The sequence below is a fragment of the Leifsonia sp. CL147 genome (assembly GCF_900114565.1).
Lineage (GTDB): Bacteria > Actinomycetota > Actinomycetes > Actinomycetales > Microbacteriaceae > Leifsonia.
The window spans coordinates 112,320-132,292 of record NZ_FOTM01000010.1 but is presented as its reverse complement, the minus strand read 5'-3'; the positions used below and the strand labels follow the sequence as shown (position 1 = coordinate 132,292).

The 19,973-nt window shown below is 66.2% G+C and carries 16 protein-coding genes; 9 read left to right on the top strand and 7 right to left on the bottom strand.

Annotated features, from left to right (window positions below; translation table 11 throughout):
- Positions 1–41: 41 nt before the first annotated feature.
- A complete protein-coding gene (locus BM287_RS10595; RefSeq protein ID WP_090039201.1) occupies positions 42–2,447 on the bottom strand; it encodes a glycoside hydrolase family 3 N-terminal domain-containing protein in 2,406 nt (801 codons plus the stop codon).
- Positions 2,448–2,675: 228 nt separating this feature from the next.
- Between BM287_RS10595 and BM287_RS10590 the strand changes: the two genes are divergently transcribed.
- The 5 genes from BM287_RS10590 to BM287_RS10570 all read left to right on the top strand — a co-directional run bounded on the left by BM287_RS10590 (position 2,676) and on the right by BM287_RS10570 (position 10,291).
- Positions 2,676–4,097, top strand: a complete 1,422-nt coding sequence (locus BM287_RS10590) for an MFS transporter (protein WP_090039198.1) — start codon at positions 2,676–2,678, stop codon at positions 4,095–4,097.
- A gap of 91 nt (positions 4,098–4,188) precedes the next feature.
- The gene (locus tag BM287_RS10585) at positions 4,189–4,869 is read left to right on the top strand and encodes a TetR/AcrR family transcriptional regulator C-terminal domain-containing protein (RefSeq protein ID WP_090039195.1); all 681 of its coding nucleotides are present in this window, start codon (positions 4,189–4,191) and stop codon (positions 4,867–4,869) included.
- A gap of 85 nt (positions 4,870–4,954) precedes the next feature.
- The gene (locus BM287_RS10580; RefSeq protein ID WP_090039193.1) at positions 4,955–7,117 is read left to right on the top strand and encodes a glycoside hydrolase family 3 protein; all 2,163 of its coding nucleotides are present in this window, start codon (positions 4,955–4,957) and stop codon (positions 7,115–7,117) included.
- A gap of 6 nt (positions 7,118–7,123) precedes the next feature.
- On the top strand, positions 7,124–9,601 hold the full coding sequence (locus BM287_RS10575; RefSeq protein ID WP_090039191.1) for a glycoside hydrolase family 2 TIM barrel-domain containing protein: 2,478 nt from the start codon (positions 7,124–7,126) through the stop codon (positions 9,599–9,601).
- Between the two features lie 141 nt (positions 9,602–9,742).
- Complete coding sequence (locus BM287_RS10570; RefSeq protein ID WP_244528160.1) at positions 9,743–10,291, top strand: helix-turn-helix domain-containing protein; 549 nt, start codon at positions 9,743–9,745, stop codon at positions 10,289–10,291.
- 185 nt (positions 10,292–10,476) lie between these two features.
- On the opposite strand, the gene BM287_RS10565 is transcribed toward BM287_RS10570, so the two are convergent.
- The 4 genes from BM287_RS10565 to BM287_RS10550 all read right to left on the bottom strand — a co-directional run bounded on the left by BM287_RS10565 (position 10,477) and on the right by BM287_RS10550 (position 14,920).
- The gene (locus BM287_RS10565; RefSeq protein WP_090039187.1) at positions 10,477–10,947 is read right to left on the bottom strand and encodes an Lrp/AsnC family transcriptional regulator; all 471 of its coding nucleotides are present in this window, start codon (positions 10,945–10,947) and stop codon (positions 10,477–10,479) included.
- A 115-nt stretch (positions 10,948–11,062) separates the two neighbouring features.
- Positions 11,063–12,454 (bottom strand): aspartate ammonia-lyase, encoded by a 1,392-nt coding sequence (locus BM287_RS10560; protein WP_090039184.1) that lies wholly within the window; start codon positions 12,452–12,454, stop codon positions 11,063–11,065.
- Positions 12,451–13,866 carry an aldehyde dehydrogenase family protein gene (locus tag BM287_RS10555; protein ID WP_211772970.1) on the bottom strand — a complete coding sequence of 472 codons (1,416 nt, stop codon included), beginning with the start codon at positions 13,864–13,866 and terminating at the stop codon, positions 12,451–12,453. The genes BM287_RS10560 and BM287_RS10555 overlap by 4 nt, the downstream gene beginning before the upstream one ends.
- Positions 13,859–14,920, bottom strand: a complete 1,062-nt coding sequence (locus BM287_RS10550; protein ID WP_090039180.1) for a homoserine dehydrogenase — start codon at positions 14,918–14,920, stop codon at positions 13,859–13,861. The genes BM287_RS10555 and BM287_RS10550 overlap by 8 nt, the downstream gene beginning before the upstream one ends.
- 185 nt (positions 14,921–15,105) lie before the next feature.
- Between BM287_RS10550 and BM287_RS10545 the strand changes: the two genes are divergently transcribed.
- From BM287_RS10545 to BM287_RS10530, 4 genes are all read left to right on the top strand, one after another.
- A complete protein-coding gene (locus BM287_RS10545; protein WP_170857516.1) occupies positions 15,106–15,549 on the top strand; it encodes an Lrp/AsnC family transcriptional regulator in 444 nt (147 codons plus the stop codon).
- A 68-nt stretch (positions 15,550–15,617) separates the two neighbouring features.
- A complete protein-coding gene (locus BM287_RS10540; RefSeq protein WP_139230656.1) occupies positions 15,618–16,058 on the top strand; it encodes a hypothetical protein in 441 nt (146 codons plus the stop codon).
- Positions 16,055–16,816 (top strand): cyclase family protein, encoded by a 762-nt coding sequence (locus tag BM287_RS10535; protein WP_090039173.1) that lies wholly within the window; start codon positions 16,055–16,057, stop codon positions 16,814–16,816. Before BM287_RS10540 ends, BM287_RS10535 begins: the two co-directional genes overlap by 4 nt.
- 35 nt (positions 16,817–16,851) lie before the next feature.
- Positions 16,852–17,622, top strand: coding sequence for an IclR family transcriptional regulator (locus tag BM287_RS10530; protein WP_244528159.1), 771 nt, complete (start codon positions 16,852–16,854; stop codon positions 17,620–17,622).
- 4 nt (positions 17,623–17,626) lie between these two features.
- On the opposite strand, the gene BM287_RS10525 is transcribed toward BM287_RS10530, so the two are convergent.
- The gene (locus BM287_RS10525; protein WP_090039167.1) at positions 17,627–18,382 is read right to left on the bottom strand and encodes an IclR family transcriptional regulator; all 756 of its coding nucleotides are present in this window, start codon (positions 18,380–18,382) and stop codon (positions 17,627–17,629) included.
- Positions 18,383–18,436: 54 nt separating this feature from the next.
- On the bottom strand, positions 18,437–19,852 hold the full coding sequence (locus tag BM287_RS10520; protein ID WP_090039261.1) for an amino acid permease: 1,416 nt from the start codon (positions 19,850–19,852) through the stop codon (positions 18,437–18,439).
- Positions 19,853–19,973 lie beyond the last annotated feature (121 nt).

The following is a 19,973-nucleotide window of genomic DNA, read 5'->3' as shown; positions in this document are numbered from 1 at the left end:
GCGCACCCGATCGGTTCTGCCGACATCAGCGATGCTCGCGGTCAGTCCACCGCGACGCGGGCGAAGAAGCCGCGCGTCTTGCCGTCGACCCACGCCGTCCGGTCGATGGTGAACGCCCCGGTGAGGCGGATATCTTCGGACGAAGCGCCGATCCGGGCGGTCATCTCGCCGGCTTCCACCATCCACCGCATGTCCAGATCGAGGAAAGCGAACTGGGAGGCGCGGACTTCGAAGGTCACCGTTCGCGACTGCCCGGCCGCGAGGTGGACGCGGGCGAAGCCGGCGAGCTCCTGCACCGGGCGGACCATGCTGGAGAGCTCGTCCCGCACATAGAGCTGGACCACCTCGTCGCCGTCATATGCGCCGGTGTTGGTCACCCGGCAGGAGATCGTGACGACGCTTTCGGGGTCGCCGTCGAAATCGATGCTCAGGTCCGAGTAGTCGAAGGTGGTGTAGCTCTTGCCCTCACCGAAGACGAAGAGCGGCTCCTTGGTCCCGTCCACGTACCGATTCATGATCATCGTGCCGCGGCTGCTGACGCTGTTGCTGCGTCGGTGGGCGGCGTAGATCGGGATCTGGCCCGCGTGCCGCACGGCCGTCATCGGCAGCCGCCCGGCCGGGTTGTAGTCCCCGAAGAGCACATCGGCGAGGGCGGTTCCGCCGGTCTCGCCGGGGAACCAGCTTTCCAGCACGGCCGCGTAGTTCTCGGCGATGAACTCGCTGGAAAGGGGCTTGGCGTCCATGTGCACCAGCACGGCGGGCGTGCCCGTCTCGTGGATGAGCCGCGCCAGCTCCTCCTGCACGCCCGGCAATCCGACATCGGCCGTGTCGATTCCTTCACCGGAGGTGGAGGAGCTTCCCCAGCCGTACTTGCCTCCGACGGTGAGGATGACGACGTCGGCATCGCGCGCGGCAGCGACTGCGGCATCGAATCCGGTCCGGTCGGTGCCCGCGACTTCGCATCCCTTGGCGTAAACGACCTCGGCGTCGGGCGCGGCGCGGCGGATCGCGTCGACGATGGTCGGGGTCTTGTCGCCGAACATTCCGCGCAGCGTCTGCTCGACCAACGGGGGCTCCGAGCGGACGTCGCTGCCTTCGAACAGCGGCGCCAGGGGCGGCAGTTCCAGCGAGGCGGTCAGCTCCGGCAAGTCGAGCATGCCTGCCATCTCGGACATGGTGCCGCTCATGGCGAGGTCGATGGAGGCGGGCCCGGTGTAGCAGCCGAAGAAGAGACGTACGGAGTCGGCGTGCGGGCCGATCACGGCGATCTTCTTCGTGTCCCGGCGGAGTGGGAGGATGCCGTCGTTCTTCAGCAGCACGATGGACTCGTGCGCGGCGGTGAGGCTGTGGGCGGTGGTGCGCTGCGGGTCGTACGCCTCGCCGATCAGCTCGGTGCGGGGCGAGCCGTTCTCGAACAGGTCGAGCTTGGCCTTGAGCGTCAGCATGTTCTTCACGGCGCGGTCGATGACCGCCTCGTCGAGCTGCCCGTCCCGGACGGCGTCGATCAGGCCGGCTCCGAAACCGAACGGGGTCGGCAGTTCCACGTCGAGGCCGGCGCTGATGGCCTTGATGCCGCCGTCGGTCGGGTTGGCCCCCACGTTGAGGTCGACGGCGAGGTTGATCGACATGTAGTCCGAGACCACAAGGCCGTCGAATCCCATCTCGTCGCGCAGGAGGTCTTGCAGGATGTGCTTGGACGTGATGATGAGCTCGCCGTCGATGGTGCCGTACGAGTTCATGATCGAGGCGAGACCCGCCTCGCTGATCGCCGCCTGGAACGGCTTGGCGTACACCTCCCGCAACTCCCGTGGCGAGATCGGGTTGGAGGTCATGTTCAGGCCGCCCTCGGAGAAGCCGAACCCGAGGAAGTGCTTGCCCGTCGCGGCGACCCCGTCCTCCAGACGCTCTCCCTGCAGGCCCTTCACGAACGCGACGCTCATGGCCGCGCACAGGGTCGGGTCCTCGCCGTAGGTCTCGCCCACTCGGCCCCAGCGAGGATCGCGGGCGACATCCATCACCGGCGACAGCGCCTGGCGGACGCCGACACCGAGCATCTGCTTGCGGACGATCTCGGTCATCCGTTCGACGGTGGCAGGGTTCCAGGTCGCGCCCAAGCCGATGGCCGAGGGGAACACGGTTCCGCCCGGGCCGGTCCACCCGGAGACGGCCTCTCCGTGCATGAGAGGCGGGATGGAGTGCCCGCTACGCCCGGCGATCTTGCGCTGCAGAGAACCGTAGAACTCCGCATCGGCCGCCGGTCCGTTGCCCGTGCTGATGCTGCCGAGTGCCCCGGTGCCGTGCGGGAAGTTCACGAGGCCGGCTTCGTCGTGCCCGGCCACCAGGATGGTGCACTGCAGTTGCGCCACCTTCTGCTCCAGCGTCATCTCGCTGAGAAGTTCGTCGATCCCCAACTCGACGCGGGGGCTGGTCTCGAGGTGGTTCGCCATCACTCGTTCCTTCGTCGTTGAAGTCGCGCGCCTCGCGCGGCGACGCACGGTTTTTCCCCGTGGTGGGGAAAACTCTAGACAGCACATCCCTGAGGCGTCAAGTCGAGCTTTCGAACGGATTTCCACCTCGGGCTTGACGAGGGGGCGAGGGTCGATCTATATTTTCCCCCATTCCGGGGAAAAACCCCGCCGCGACCGGCGCCCGCCCCGACTTCAAGGAAGAAGACCATGACCAACGCCTCCCCCGAAGCTGCACCGAAGACGGCTTCCAACGCCGTGCAGTACCAGGTGAAGACCGGCGCGATGCGCCGCTACATCACCTTCTACTCCCTGGCTTCGCTCGGCATAGCGCTCCTCTGGGGCTCGCTGCTCGCCATCCTCGTCCCCCTGCAAGTGCAGGGCATCGAGTTCCACCGCATCTTCACCGGCGCGGACGCTGGAGTCGACCTGCAAGCCCTCACCACCCTGCAGAGCAAAGTGGCTGCAGGATCGGTCACGCCCAATGCAGACCAGCACCGCCTCCTGGGACTGCTCTCGGAGTTCAACTCCTCCCGCGCCACCAGCCTGTCGATCGTCTCCTCAGTCGGTGTTCTGCTCGGCATGCTGCTCGCCCCGATCATCGGTCTGCTCTCCGACCGGACGAAGTCGCGGTGGGGACGACGAGCACCCTGGATCGCGGCAGGTGGCATCGGCGGGACCGCCCTGATCTGCCTGATGCCTGTCGCGCCCACGATCGCCGTCATGGTCGTCATCTGGTCGCTCCTGCAGGTACTGGTCGGAGTAGCACAGGGCCCACTGACGGCCACCGTGGCCGACCGCGTCCCCGAAGCCCGAATCGGGGTGGTCTCCGGAATCTCCGGACTGGCGTCCTACTTCGGCGCCATCATCGGTGCGGTGGCCGCGGGCAGCCTGTTCGCCAGCATCGGACTGGCGGCCTACTTCCCCATCGGAATCCTGCTCCTGCTCACCACGATGGCGTTCGTCCTCTTTGCCCGCGACAACACGTCCCGGGAGATGATCACCAAGCCGCTGCGGTTCACATCGGTCGTGAAGTCGTACGGGGTAGCACTGGGCGACGCGGACTATCGCTGGGCCTGGATCTCCAAAGTCCTGCTGTACCTCGGTTACGGCATCAGCAGCGTCTACTCGCTCTACATGCTGCAGAGCTACATCAGCCCCGCCCTCTCAGCGACCCAGGCCGCGCAGACCGCGCCGCTCCTCCAATTCGCCGCACTGCCGACCACCCTCCTCGCCATGTTCATCAGCGGCCGCTGGTCCGACAAGATCAAGCGCCGCAAGCCGTTCGTGGTGGCCGCAGGCCTGCTCATGGCGGGCAGCTTCCTGATCCCGTTCGTCTCACCGACACTCCCGGCGATGTTCCTCCAGGTGATGGTCACCGGGCTGGGATACGGAACGTTCGTCGTCGTTGATCAGGCGCTGTTCATCGACGTCCTCCCTGACAAGGAAGCCGCCGGACGCGACCTCGGACTCTCCTCGCTCGGCCAGAACCTCGGCAACGCTCTCGGTCCCATCGTCGCCGGCGCCGTCGTCGGCATCTTCGCCGGCGCCTACGCACCCGTGTGGCCGATCGCCTTCGTACTGGTCACCATCGCATCCCTGCTGGTCCTCCGGGTCAAGCGAGTCCGATAACCGACACGGCGGTCGCCGCTGTTTTCTCCCGCCCGGTGGAAAACACCGGCGGCGGCCGACATAATCGAGAACAGGAAGCGGAAGTGACGGGATGACGAACACGAGCAGCGCGGCACCCCGACGGGGTCGGCCGCGGCGTGTCGACCGCGAACGGATCATCGAGGCCGCACGGGCCCTGGACCCGTCGACTCTGACGATGCAGCAGCTGGCGGTCGAGATGGGGGTGGACCGCAAGACGCTGCACTACCACGTCGAGAACCGGGCCACCCTGCTCCGCATGGTCGCCGCGGACGCCTTCCGAGAAGCGCTGACGCAGCACCACTTCACCCCGCAAGACGATTGGCGCGACGCCCTTCGAGCCTTCGCCACCATCACCCGTGAAGCCGTGATCAGCGCCGGCGCATGGGCGAGCTACGTCGCAATGGAGAAGGAAGAAGACCTCGAAGCGGTGCGACCGGCCGAAGCCGCCGCGCGTGCGCTCGTGTCAGCCGGTCTGCCCGAGAATGAGGCCGGCCGGGTCATCGCTCTCCTCGCCGAACTCGCCTACACATCCGCCCGAGACCGGGCGATCACGGGCGCGGGCACCCACCCACAGGAGCCAGAACTCGAGGTCGCCCTCGAAACAGCGCCGGAAGGCGAGTTCGCTCTGGTGCGACGTCTCGTCGGCGCACACTCCGCCTCGCTGGGCAGCGACGAGCAGTTCGCCTTCGACCTCAACCTCATCCTGCTCGGCGTCGAAAAGCTCGTCGCCGACCGTCACGCGGCCTCCTGACCACCGGCCGGCTCGCCGGTCTTCTCGCCGTCTCGCGTGGATGCCCCACGTCTTCGCACACCTGTACGCCAAAGGAACTCATCTCATGTCGACGACAACCATCACCGCTTTCGAGGACGCAGTCCGGCAGATCAAGCGTGGAGAACCGCTGGAGACTGCCGTCGAAGCGCTCCTCGCTCAGCTCACCCCGGAGGAGAAGCTCTGGCTCTTGGACGGTGACCAGGAATTCTGGCCCGCCATCGCCGAGATGTCACAGGCCTACAACGCCCGCCCGATCATCATGGGCGCGGTCGAGCGCCTCGGCATCCCAGGTCTCCGGTTCAGCGACGGCCCGCGTGGAGTCGTTATGGGCGCCTCCACGGCGTTCCCGGTCTCCATGGCCCGCGGAGCGACGTGGGACCTCGACCTCGAAGAACGGATCGGCATCGCCATCGGCCGCGAGCTGCGCGCTCAGGGCGCCAACTTCTTCGGCGGCGTCTGCATCAACCTGCCTCGCCATCCTGCCTGGGGTCGCGCACAGGAGACCTACGGTGAGGACCCGTACCTGCTCGGCGAGTTCGGCGCAGCTTTGATCCGCGGCGTGCACCGCAACGCAATGGCCGTCGCCAAGCACTACGCCCTGAACTCGATGGAGAACGCGCGCTTCACCGTCGAGGTCCAGGCGGACGACGCCACACTGCACGAGGTGTTCCTCCCGCACTTCCGCCGCGCGGTCGAAGAAGGTGCCGACGGCATCATGACCTCCTACAACTCGGTCAACGGCGAATGGGCAGGCCAGAACGAGGCGCTCCTCGAGGGCATCCTCCGCAGACAGTGGGGGTTCCAGGGCGTCACCGTCTCCGACTTCATCTCCGGGATACGCGGTGCGGCTGTCTCCCTCGTCGCCGGGCTCGATGTGGAAGAGCCGGCCCGCCAGCAGCGCGCAGCCCACCTGCCCGATGAGATTGTCGCCGGCAAGGCCTCATGGGAACACGTCGACCGGGCAGCTCGCCGGATCCTCCGCACACAGCTCGCCTACTACGCCTCCGACCTGGAGCCGCAGCCCGACCCGTCCGTGGTCTTCTCTCGTGAGCACCGCGAGCTGGCCCGCGAGGTCGCCCAGCGCAGCATGGTCCTGCTCCGCAACGAGACCATCGGCGACGCTCCCCTCCTCCCGCTTGACGCCCCCTCGCTCTCAAGCGTCGCCGTCATCGGGCGGCTCGCCGGCGTTCCGAACACCGGCGACCACGGGTCCTCCGACGTCCACAGCCCCGAAGTGACGACCGCACTCGACGGCATCGTCGCCGCGCTTCCCAACGCGACCGTGACCCACGTCGAGGCGGACGATCCCCACGCTTCCGCGACCGCGGCCGCTGCAGCGGATGTCGCCATCGTCGTCGTCGGATACACCGCGGACGACGAAGGCGAGTACCTCGGCACCGACGCCATGAACAACCCCGACCTCCTGGCTCTGTTCCCGCCCATGCCCGAGGGCATGATGCTCGGCGGAGAGCCGGGCGCCACCGCAACCGCAATGGGGACCGCGGAAGGAGGCGACCGGGCGAGCCTGCGACTCCGGCCTATCGACGAGGAGATCATCCTCGCCACTGCGGCAGCCAACCCCCGCACCGTGGTCATCGTCGTGACCGCCGGCGCGGTCATCACAGAGCGGTGGCGGACCAAAGTCCCGGCCACGGTGATCTCCTGGTACTCCGGCTGCGAAGGCGGTCACGCCCTCGCCGACATGCTGCTCGGCCGCGTCGATGCCTCCGGCCGGCTGCCCTACTCCATCCCCACCAGCGAGGAGCACCTGCCCTTCTTCGACCGCGAGGCGACCAGCATCGTCTACGACCGCTGGTTCGGACAGCGGCTGCTCGACCGCGACGGCCACCCCGCCGCCTACCCGCTCGGTTTCGGGCTCAGCTACACGACATTCCACATCGACCAGGTCGAGGCGCACCCCGTCGACGGCGAGCACTTCACCGCCGCGGCGACGGTCACCAACACCGGCAGCCGCCGCGGTCGCCACGTCGTGCAGCTCTACGGTGTGATCCACGCCGCCGACTTTCCCTCCCGCGTCCTGCTCGGATTCGCGACCGTGGAACTGGAGCGGGGCCAGACGCGCACCGTCGAGGTCAAAGCATCGACGCGGCCACTTCAGCGCTGGACCGGCGACGGGTTCGTCCCCGCCGCGACCCACGCCACGCTTGAAGCGGCGGCGTATGCCGGCGATCCCGACGCTGCGATCACCGCCCTCGACCTCCACTGACCGCCCGTGCTGCGCACCTCCTTCAACAACGACTGGTTCGTCGGCCGCGAGCGGGACGATCGGCGAAACGACCTCGGCCCCATCACCCTTCCGCACGACGCGATGATCACCGAACCCCGATCGCCGCACACGCCGAACGGGCACAACACCGGCTATTACCCGGGCGGGATATACCGATACACCAAGCGCTTCATCGCGCCGCCGGAATGGCGGGACCAGCATCCCACGCTCGAGTTCGAGGGCATCTACCACCGGTCGCAGGTCTTCGTGAACGGTGTCCTCGCCGGCGGCCGTCCGTCCGGATACGCGCTGTTCCACGTGCCACTCGCAATGCACCTCTGCTATGGGGAGGAGAACGTCATTGAGGTCGTCGCGAACAACGACGACATGCCCAACAGCCGCTGGTACACCGGCAGCGGCATCTACAGGCCGGTCCACCTGTTGACCGGCGGCCCCGTCAGAATCGTGCCCACGGGTCTCCGAGCGACCACCCTCTCGGCCGACGCCGAGAAGGCGACCGTAGCCGTGTCCATCACCCTCGAGAACGGGACCAGTGACGCGACGGACGCGGAAGTCGTCGTCAGGCTGAACCGAAAGGGTCGGGAGGTGGCGCCCGGCCGAACACGCGTTACAGTCGACGGTTTCGGGACCGGGACGGCAAGGGTTGAGATCGCAATCGACCATCCTGCGGTGTGGTCACCCGACGCCCCGAACCTGTACGAGTTGCACGCCACAGTAGCGGTCGGCTCCGCAGTGCAGGACCGAGCGGTCGACTCCATCGGCGTCCGCACCGTCACCGTGGACGCCGAACACGGCCTCCGAATCAACGGTCACGTCACTAAGCTCCGCGGCGCCTGCGTCCACCATGACCACGGCATCCTCGGTGCCGTCACACTCGACCAAGCCGAAGACCGCCGGGCACGCCTCCTCAAGGCCGCCGGGTTCAACGCCATCCGCGCCGCCCACAACCCCTCAGCACGCGCGCTCCTCGCTGCCGCAGACCGGCACGGGCTGCTCGTGATGGAAGAGTTCACCGACGTCTGGATGCGCGCCAAGACGGCCCACGACTACGCATCCGACTTCGAGGAATGGCACGAGCGAGACCTGGAGGCGATGGTCGCGAACGCCTACAACCACCCCTCGGTGATCATGTACTCGATCGGTAATGAAATCGCCGAGACCGGACAGCCCTCTGGTATCGAACTGAACCGACGACTAGTCAGCATCCTCCGGGCCGCGGACCCTACGCGACCGATCACCAATGGCGTGAATCCCTTCCTGAACCTCCTCGCACCCAGCGACGAGAAGCACGCGACCCAGCTCGCGAAGTCCGCCAAGCCCGGCGACGAGGAGGAGCGACCGGGCAAGGGGAGCGGACGAAGCCTCATCACCGTGCTGAACCTGCTCATGTCGGCGATGCAGAAGGTCACGCCGATCATCGTGCGCAGAAAGTTCACGGACGCCAAGATCCGGGCAGCGATGGACGCACTCGACGTCGCCGGCTACAACTACGGAGGCGCCCGTTACGTGCAGGACGCCAACCGCTACGCGGCGAAGCCCATCGTCGGCACCGAGACCGGCCCCGGTCAGCTCGCGCAGAACTGGCCGCTCGTCGAGTCCCATCCGCAGATCATCGGCGACTTCGTCTGGACCGGATGGGACTACCTCGGCGAAGCCGGCATCGGCACCATCCGCTACAACGACCGACCGCGCCTGTTCTCACCCTGGCCCGGGCACCTCGCCGGAACCTCGAACTTCGACATCACCGGCCACCGCCAGACGCAGACGTACGTCAACGAGATCATCTGGGGCCTGCGCACCGACCCCTACATCGCCGTGCGCCCGGTCAACCATGCACGCGACAAACGGACTCCTTCGCTCTTCCGCGCGACCGACGCCATCCGCAGCTGGAGCTGGGATGGTTGTGAAGGCACGCCCGCCACGGTCGAGGTCTACGCACGTGCCGCTCGGGTGACGCTCGAGCTCAACGGCATTCCGGTGGGCCGCGGTAAGCGGCGGGGGAACTTCCTTACAACGTTCCGGGTGCCATTCCGCGCTGGCGTACTCGTTGCCACTGCCTACGATGGCCGAGGCAGAGAGGTCGGACGTGATCGGCTCGCAAGCGCGACGACCGACTTGCGGCTCAAGGTCACCGTCGAGGCCGACGATTTTCGCGCCGACGGGCAATCACTGCTCTACCTGGGCATCGAACTGGCCGACACCGCCGGCATCGTCAAACCGAACTTCGACCGACCGGTGACCATCTCCATCGACGGGCCCGCAACGCTCGCGTTGGGCTCCGCGGCCCCCTCTTCCATTCAAAGCTTCACAGTCGACACGCACACCACCTTCCAAGGACGAGCACAAGCCATTCTGCGGACGACGTTAGAAGAGGGCCCCGTCACCGTTACGGTCGGTGCAGAAGGATGCAGCCCCATCGTCTTCTCGCGCGAGGCGACGACCGCCGCCGCGATTTCTCTCTGAGGTCCCCGCCACTCATGCCGTCGCGAGAACGCAACATCTACCGGAACCAGATCAGCTCGCTTACGCGATCTCCGCACCAGGCCAGCAATCTGCGAGAGTAGGAGCGTGCGCGCAGTACATCCCGAGCCCTCAGGTGCCCCAGTGAAGATCGGCGCCAAACTCCGGGCAAGTCGACTCGCGCAACAGATAACCATCGACCAACTGGCCGTATCCACTGGGCTGAGCAAAGGTTTCATCAGCCGCGTGGAAAGAGACGAATCCTCACCCAGCGTCGCCACCCTGGTCATGATCTGCCAAGCGCTTTCTCTCCAGATCGGAGCGCTCTTCGAGGCCGCCGACACCGCCCTGATCGAGTTGAACGATGCTCCCCCTATCAACATGGGCGGAGCGGGAACGACAGACCGGCTGGTCACACCGCGCGGCCAGGCTGCCTTACAGATGCTCCGCTCCGCGCTGAATCCAGGGGCAAGCGGCGGACAAGAGCTCTATACGATCAACTGCGAAGTCGAGGTCTTACACGTTTTCAAGGGAACACTGACTGTTGTGTTCGTGGAGAAGGAGCTCAGCGTAGGCGAGGGAGCTACCCTCACCTTCCCTGGCCGCGTACCGCACACGTGGCGCAATGACGGCTCCGAGGTGGCCGAGGTCAGCTGGACCATGGTCCCGGCGGCATGGAGCGGTTCGCAGTAGCCGGCGGTGCTGCGTCGACACCTCGAACTCGCGACCCGACTGTTGGAGGGCGACCTGCGGCATCCGTGACCGAGCGGTGCTCGCTCCAACGAACCGGCAATCAGCGTCCAAGAGTGAGAATTGCTGAGGCCCGTAAGAGTTGAGTCCCGCAAAATGCGGTAGCGCACGGTGATCCGGCTCGTCGTTCACGACGTGAGTGCGTTCACCGTATGGCGGTTGACCGGGGTGGCAAGCGTCAGCGATGTGACCGTGTTGGCGACCTCGGGTAGCGCAGCGATCTGCTCCCAGACGGCCTGCATGCGTTCGACGGTTTCTGCCTCGACAGCGAGCAGGAGGTCGAAGTCGCCGGACAGGATGTCGCAGCGCACCACTTCTGGTATCGCACGGATCGCCGACAGGACCAGCTCGCCCCGCATTCTGTCGAGGCGGTAGACGAAGACGTTGGCCCGGATCGGCCGGCCGCCCTTGCTGTTCTTGCCTGGCGTCAGCGTGTAGCCCCCGATGATGCCGTCCCGCTCCATCCGCTCCACCCGCTGGCGAACAGCGTTTCTCGACAGGTGGACGCGATTGCCGAGCGTGACCAGAGACACCCGGGCGTTGTTGGTCAACTCGGCGAGCAACTGCTCGTCGATCTCATCGAGGTGTCGCGTTGCCATGACTGCTGCTCCTTCGCAGGGCTGACGTGAGCCGAAATCTATCAGCGAGTGTGTGTCATTCGCATCTGGTGATGCTGATAATACACGTATCTGCTCAATTCGTCAGTGCTCGACGTCACGGTTGCAAGCGCTCGAGCAGCTCCTTCGCTTCTTCGGGTGTGTGCCCCGAATACCGGGCCACGGCATCCGCGAGCGGTACGCGCTGCCGAAGCGCGAACTCTGCAGCCTTCGCGGCCGCCTCATATCCGATCGCCGGCACCAGGGAGGTGACGGCTCCGACCGACGCCGCCGCCCGGTCCGCGAGCAGCTCTCGATTGCCTTCGATGCCCGTGACGCACAGCTCGCGCAGGACGCCCACTCCGTTCGTGAGCCAGCTGATGCCCTGGAGCAGTACGTGAGCGATGATCGGCTCGAACGCGTTCAGCTGGAGCTGACCGGATTCGGATGCGACCGCGACACTGACATCGGCTCCCATGATCGCGAAGGCGATCTGATTCACGACTTCGGGAATGACGGGGTTCACCTTTCCCGGCATGATCGACGACCCGGCCTGCCGCGGCGGGAGCCGGAGCTCTGCGAGGCCCGCCTGCGGTCCACTGGAGAGCAGCCGCATGTCGCTGCTGATTTTCGACAGCTTCACGGCGGTCCGCCGCAGCATGCCGGACGCCTGCATGAATGCTCCGGTGTCCCAGGTGGCTTCGAAGAGGTCGTAGGCGGGCCGGATGGGCAACCCCGACAGGTCCCGGAGGTGCCGGAGCACGGCGTCTTGATGTGCGGGCTCTGCGGTGATGCCGGTCCCGATCGCGGTCGCGCCCAGACTGCATTCGAGGAGGAGCGGTATGAGTTCCCGGATGCGCATGACATCCTCCCGAATCGTCACGCCGAATGCGGTCAGTTCGTGTCCCAAGGTCATGGGAACCGCATCCTGGAGCTGAGTGCGACCGACCTTGTGCACGTCGCGGTGCGCGTTGCCACGTTCCTCGAACGCACTCGCAAGCGATTCCAGCTCCGGGAGCAGGCGGGTGAAGGCGGAGACGACCGCGAGCTTCACGGCGGTCGGATAGACGTCGTTCGTTGATTGACTGCGGTTCACGTCGTTGATCGGATGCACGCGGTCGTAGCGGCCACGCGGAAACCCGAGCTCTTCGAGGGCCGCGTTCGCGATCACCTCGTTGGCGTTCATGTTGGTGCTGGTGCCGGCGCCTCCCTGAACCACGTCGACGCAGAACTGGTCGTGGAGTTCGGCTCGGCGAACGCGCTCGCAGGCTGCAGCGATCGCATCCGCCGTGGAGTGAGGTACCAGGGCCAGTTCTTCGTTCGCTCGGACGGCCGCCTGTTTCACCGTGGCCAGCGCGACGATCAGCTCCGGGTGCCGGGATATCGGCGTTCCGCTGATCGGAAAGTTCTCCAGCGCCCGAAGCGTGTGGATCCCCCAGTACGCCTCTGCGGGGACGCGTGCCTCGCCGAGCGAATCCCTCTCGATCCGGAACGTCGCCTCGGCGCTCATGCGTTGATGCAGACGACTTTTGGCTGAGTCATCTCCTCGAACGCGAAACGAACACCCTCGCGGCCCATGCTTCCGTATTTCGCCCCTCCGAACGGCATGCCGTCTACGCGGAAGTCGGAGGAGTCGTTGATCATCACCCCGCCGGCCTCCAGGGCGCTCGAAACGCGGAGCGCCCGGTTGAGATCGTTCGTGAAGACGCCCGCGTGAAGGCTGAACTCGATCTCGTTGGCCAGCCTCAGTGCCTCTTCCTCGCTATCGAACGGCTGCAGCACCACGATGGGAGCGAACGCTTCGTCCGCCCACACCTCGCACGAGAACGGCACATCCTCCAGAACCGTGGGGCCGAACGATGTTCCGGTGTGGTGGCCCCCGATGAGGAGTTTCGCGCCTGCTGCGCGCGCGGCGTCGACAACGCGCTGTGCGCGACGTGCGGCGTCCACCGAAATCATCGGCCCGATATCGGTGGTTTCGCTGCGGGGATCCCCCACGCGCAGTGCCGCGGTCGCGGCCACGAACTGTTCCCGGAACGCGTGGTAACTCGCTCGCTGGATGAGGATCCGTTGCGCGCCGACGCAGTTCTGCCCAGCGGCCCAGAACGCACCCGAGACACACAGTTCCACCGCCTCAGCGATATCGGCATCGTCGAACACCAGAACCGGGGCGTTGCCGCCGAGCTCCATCGAAAGGCGCTTCAAGCCGGCAGTGCGCGCGATCGCCTCACCCGTGGCGAACCCTCCGGTGAAGGAGACCATGCGAACGGTGCGGCTGCCGACGATCGCCTGCGCAACGGTGCGGTCACCGCAGACGACCGTGACGACTTCGTCCGGCAGTCCCGCCTCGATGAGCACGTCGACGAGCACTCGCGCAGTGAGGGGCGTGAGCTGTGACGGCTTGAGGATCACCGCATTGCCGCCCGCGATCGCGGGGCCCAGCTTGTGCGCCACGAGATTCAGAGGGTCGTTGTACGGCGTGATCGCGGCGACGATCCCCAGGGGTTCCCTGGTGAACCAGCCCGTGCGGTTCTCCGATCCTTCGAAGGCGTCGAAGGGGATGAGCTCACCCGCGTTGGAGCGGGCGGTGTCGGCGGACAGCGACAGGGTGCTCACCGCGCGATCGACTTCCTTGCGCGCCTGGCGGATCGTCTTTCCCGCCTCACGAACGATCAGCTGCGCGACGACTTCGCGCTGAGCTTCGAGGAGCGTCGCGGCCGTACTCAGAATCTGGTGCCGGGTGAACCGCGAGAGCCTGCGCGAGAGCTCGAATCCCAGGCTCGCACGTTCGATGACGTGGTCGATGTCGGCAGGGAGGGTTTGCGCGACCCGCCCGATCTCGGTCCCGTCGAACGGGTTGTGGACCGTGAGCTCGTGCGCCAGGTCAGTCGGCGCGGCTGACATCAGCACTGTCTTAGACATTGCTCACGCTCACTCGTTCGTGCCGCACCGAGCGGTCGATGGCGATGATGTCGGACAGCAGGGCGTATGCCGTCTCGAGGCGTCCGGCGCCGGGGCCGGAGACGGTGACGTCGCCGAGAAGGTCGGTCTGGAAGGTGACCGCGTTCGTCGGACCACTGATTCCGTGCAGCGCGCTCGCGGAGTCCACCGCGATGGGCGTCACCCGGCCGGTGACCGAGCCGTCGGCATTCCGGATAGCCGATCCGATCAGCTTCCAGCGCTTGCCCTCACGGGCGGCGCTCACAATATCTTCGGTCGACACCGTCGAGATGCCTGCGCGAGGGATGTCGTCGGTCCTCAGGTTCGCTCCCAGCAGTTCATTGGCGAGGATCGCCACTTTCAGTTGCACGTCGAAGCCCTCGATATCGGCCGTCGGGTCCGCTTCGGCATAGCCGTGCTTCTGGGCTTCCGCGACGGCCTCGGCCAGGTCGAGCCCGGCTTCCATACGACCCAGCACGTAGTTGCTGGTGCCGTTGAGGATGCCCTGAACGCCGGAGAGCCTCAGGCCTGCGAGTTGCTCCTTCGCGAAGCGCAGAATCGGAGTGCCGCTGAGCACGGAGCCTTCGTATTCGAAGATGACGCCGTTGTCGTTCGCGATGCGCTTGAGGACGCTGCCCGCGAGGGCGACCGGCCCCTTGTTCGTGGTCGTCACATGCTTGCCCGACTCGAGCGCCCATCTGACGTGCGAGACGGCAGGCTCGCCATCGGCCGGATTCGTGAAGGTCGCCTCGACGACGATGTCCGCGGTCGACGAGCGGATGACCTCCTCGTTGCGGGGCTGGATGTCGCCGCCGCGCATCCCAGCGAACGTCTCTGTCGCGCCCATTGCGAGCACCCGACCGAGGTCGACCCCGTCCGGCTGCATCACGGAGCCGAACCGCAGGTCCGTGATGGCCACCACGCGCAACTCGAAACCGAGCCGTCCGGCGAGCTCTGAGCCCCGGTCGCGAATCAATTCGGCCAGCGCGCGGTTCACACCGCCGAATCCGATGAGCGCCAAATCGTAACGATCCACGATGATCTCCCTTTCTCCTGCTTGCTTGTCGGTTCCATCCTCAGGCCGCCTGTTGTCCGTCCGCCGCTGTCATTCCGCTCTGCAGGATGGTCGTTCCGGCCGCCCACCGACCGAAACGTCAAACCGCGCTCCGCATCCCCTGGGCGACGTATTTACTGGCCCCAGGAACACCTCAAGGAGGCCTGATGTCCCACTCGATCGACTCAACGGATCGCTCGCTGCTCACCCTGCTGGTGCGCGATGCAGGCATGAGTGCCGCAGTTCTCGCATCGCGAATCGGAGAGACGCCGGCGAACTGCCTGAAGCGGATCGCTGATTTGACGGCTGCCGGTCACATCGCCGGATACCGGGCCGTCCGCGGCTTCCCGGATCCTGACGAGCGGCCTTCGGTGGTCGTGTTTCTCATCGAACGAGATCGCACGATGAGCGGGAAGGACGTGCTGCGGAGCGTTCAGTTCATCCCTGAGGTTCTCAGCTGCGACGTCGGCGATGGCGAGTTCGACATTCTTCTGCGGATTCAGGTGACCTCCCCGGAGCGTGTCGATGAGCTGGAGAGCCTCTTCAGCAAGCAAGTCGGAGTCGAGTCGGTGCGCGTGGTGCGCCCGCTGTCCACGATGTCCGTGACCTAGTTGACCAATTCTGTGCCAGAATTACATTTCCATATGTTCATACTGCACGACTAAGAGAGGATGCAACGATGCGTCTAGAGAAGTCGCGGCGACACAAGCTGCGTGTGCACTGGCCGGTGTCGGCCGAGACGTTCGAGTCGCTCGTGGCGAGCGCCGGAGCGGCCTATCTGAGTGAGGATCTCCGGCCCCTGCGAAACGTCATCGAGACGACCTCAGAACTGGGCGATTTCGGGGCTTACACCGACGTCGTGGAAATGTCGCTCGGCGTGGAGACCTTCCTCGTCGGCGACTCCGCGAACGCCACGCTCGGCGCCCGCGGAGAACGATGCGTGTCCCCGACGCTTGTCGTCACCACCTACCTGAGTGCCGGCCTGAGCGCGGCGCGTGTCGATCAGGTCATCTCCGAGTTCGTCTCCGCCCACCCCTGGGAGGTCCCCGTGATCGAGCTGAGCGAGACGGTGGAGCTGGTGACCTCGGTCGGCGCCGAGCGGACAGAGGTCCTGGCATGATCGCGATCACGGAATCACCTGTTCACGACCTATGGGGCGCTGCCGCTGCGGTGCTGTCGGGACGCACGTACACCGACCTCACGCACGCGTTCCACGCCGGCCAGCCGCACTTTCCCGCGTTCCCCGATGAGCAGCGTCGCGAGCTCTTCTCGATCGAACGGGGAGACGGGTTCACCACGCACGAGTTCCGGCTCATCGGGCAGTGGGGTACGCACATCGACCCACCCGCGCACTTCGCCTCCGGCGGACGCACCGTCGATCAACTCCCGGTCGACGAGATGATCCTCCCGCTGGTCGTGCTCGACATCAGCGAACGCGTTGCCGGCAACCCCGACAGCACCCCGGTTCTCGCCGACGTGCAGGCATGGGAGGAACGCAACGGACGAATCCCGGAGCGCTCGTTCGTCGCCCTCCGCACCGATTGGTGGAGGAAGTGGCCGGACGGGGAGAAGATGGCGAACCGCGACGAGGCCGGCATCAGTCACACCCCGGGATGGAGTCGCGAGGTGCTCGAATTCCTCATCGACGAACGCAACATCGCCGCGGTCGGCCACGAGCAGACCGACACGGACCCCGGGCTGGCAACATCGCAGGGCGACCTCGGGCTGGAGCGATATCTCCTGGAGCAGGATCGATGGCAGATCGAGCTGCTCGCCCACCTCGACGCTGTTCCCGAGGCCAACGCCCTCGTCGTCGCGACGTGGCCGAAGCCGCTCGGCGGCAGCGGGTTCCCGGCGCGCGTCTTCGCCATCCACTGACCTGCCCTCGGGTGGGCATCGCTAAGCTCGACCCTGTGGAGCGACAGTCGAGCATGGGGCGCGGGTTGGAGATCCTGGCCTCCCTCGCCGATGCCTCCCGTCGGCCGCCCTATCGCGCCGCTGTCGTGGACCTTGCGAACCGGCTGCAGCGTGAGAGATCACAAGTCTCCCGAACGCTGAAGTACTTCGCCGACAGCGGGCTGGCCGTCAAGAACGGCAAGTACTACGAGGTGAGCTGGGACTGGTACGCCAAGGCTCAAGCTCTGACGGCGCGACGGCTGCGCGAAGACGGTCTGACCATCCTCGAGGATGTGTCGGAACGTACCGGCGAAGCAGCGTTCCTCGGAACGCTGCACGGCGACAGCACCGTCACGATCGTCGAAAGCGTCCCCCGGTCGACGGGGCTGATCGGTTCGTGGGTCGGACGAGCCTTTCCGGCATTCTGCAGCGACGCCGGTCAGGCCACGCTGTGGGACGCGGACGAGGAGGAGATCCGGGCCGTCTTCGCCTCCACCGTCTTCACCTCGACCGGCCCCAACGCGGCAGCCTCCGTCGACGAGTTCCTCGAGCGTCTCGGCGAAGCACGCGCGCGCGGGTACACGATCGTCGACCAGGAAGCCGAACCGAACCTGTACTCGGTCGCTGCTCCCGTGCGCGAGTTCCGGGGCGAAGTGATCGCTGCGCTTCAGATCGTCGGAGTGCGCGACCGGCTCGTCGATCGCACCTCCGAGCTCGGTCTGGAGTGCATGCGCGCAGCATCGGCCCTGTCGACGCTCCTCGGGGCGCCGAACGGCGGCGCGTCCTGAGTTCTCAGCCGCCGGCCACCAGCGCCTGCAACCGCCGGCTCGCGTCGGCCAGTTCGGCCACCGTCCGGTCCTGGACGTGCTGAGTCGCCGGGCGCGTCACGACACTGAGCGCGGCTATGACGCGCCCGCTCCGGTCACGGAGCGGCAGCGCGAGCTCCGTCAGCCCTTGCTCGAACTCTTCGACGGCGGACGCGTGCCCGTTTTCGCGATCCCGTCCGAGCAGGGTCAGGACTTCTTGGGTGGAGTGGGCGGCGCGGGGGCCGCCCACTCCGACGAATTCCACATCCTGCAGCAGCGTCGCGATAGCGGTATCGTCCAGATCCCACAGGAGAGCCCGACCGGCGGCCGTGCACCACACCGGCGTCGTCATTCCCGGCCGAACCGAACTGTCCGGCGCGCTGACGCCCGTCTCATACCTCAGCAACAGCACCCCTGCACCCGACTGTGTCGAGAGGCGGGCGCTGACGTCGAAGCGTGAAGCGAGCATCCTGAGCACTGTGCGGGATGCGCGCAGCCACTCTTCGTTGCGGGCGGCGGCGATACCGAAGAAGGTCGGGCCGGGGCGGAGGGTCTGCGATTCGTCGATCTCGAGGTATCCCGACCCGCGGAGTTCCTGCGTCAGCCGCGACGCCCGGCTGCGCTCGAGCCCGACGGCGTCGGCGAGCCGAGAGACGCTGTAACCGGCTCGGCCCGACTGCTCCCGGTCCGCCGCGCCTTCCAGCAGGCTGAGGCCCTGCGTGAGTGACGAATGAGGCTGCATGTCTCCACCTTGTCATGCTTGTCATGCGCAGGGCCCCAGGGTGCTGCGGAGGTGTCAGGCCGTCACGCCCTCGTCGAGCTCCTCGGCGTCCTCGGCGCCCATCACCAGTGGTGCGGCTCCTGCCGCCTTCGACTTCCGCCCATAACGCAACCAGAAGAAGAGGTAGCAGGCCGCGGTGAAGGGGATGCCGAAGTACAGGGCGGCGATCTGAGTCGGGTCGAAGGCGATGGCGACCAACGAGATGAACAGCAGAACGAACGCCAGAATCGGCACGAGCGGGTACAGGGGCGTGCGGTACGGCAGCGTCTTCAGGTCGCCGCCCGCCTGGATGAACTTACGGCGGTGGAAGAACTGGGAGGCGACGATGGACATCCAGACCACGACGACAGCGAACCCGGCGATCGAGACGAGCACGAGGTAGACCGTCTCGGCAGCGATGACACTGGAGATGAGCGAGGCGAGGCCTCCGACCATGCTGACCGAGAGGGCGACGAGAGGGATGCCGCGGCGCGTCAATTTGGCGAGGACCCGGGGGCCGTGGCCTTCGCGTGCGAGGGAGAACAGCATCCGTGCGCACGAGAAGAGACCGCTGTTTCCCGCCGACAGCAGGGCCGTGATGATCACGAAGTTCATCACGTCGCCGGCGTAGGGAATGCCGACGTAGTCGAAGACATCGACGAACGGGCTGTTCGTCAGACCGGCCTGCTTGTACGGCAGGATCGCAGCGATCACCGCGATCGCGCCGATGAAGAAGATCACGAGTCGCAGAACGGTCGAGCGGAGGGCACGAGGGATGTTCCGCGCCGGGTCCTTCGTCTCGCCGGCGGCGACACCGATCAGCTCCGACCCGCTGAAGGCGTAGAAGACGGCGAGCGACGTCACCAGGATGCCCCCGATGCCGTTCGGGAAGAGCCCGTGAGGAGTGGTGAAGTTGCTGAAGAACACGGGCGCGTGATGGACCGTGGAGAACGGGGAGAAGCCGAAGACGGCTGCGCCGCCGAGAACGATGAGCGCGACGATCGCCGCGACTTTGATCATCGAGAACCAGAACTCGGTCTCACCGAACACCCGGGCTGAGATCGCGTTGATGCCGAACAGCACTGCCGCGAAGATCAGACACCACACCCAGACATCGACGCCCGGAAACCAGCGCTGCATGAGGATACCGGCAGCCGTGAATTCCGATCCGATCGCGACCACCCAGCACAGCCAGTAGAGCCACGCGGTCGTGAAACCGGTCGCAGGACTGATCGACCGGGCGGCGTAGATGTGGAACGCGCCCGAGACCGGGTACGCGACAGCCAGTTCACCGAGACAGGCCATCACGAGATAGACGACGACGGCGCCGATGCCGTACGCGATGATCGCACCGAGAGGCCCGGCCTGGTGGATCGTGTAGCCGGAGCTGAGGAACAGACCGGATCCGATGACGCCGCCGAGCGCGATCATGATGAGGTGGCGCGCGCCCATCGACCGTTGAAGTTTGCGGAGCGGAACCTGGGTTGCCGCCGTCTCCGGCAGCACGTTCGACAACTCCGCGCTTCGATTGGATGCAGTCATTGATCTCACCTTCGAGCTAAGAACTGTTGTG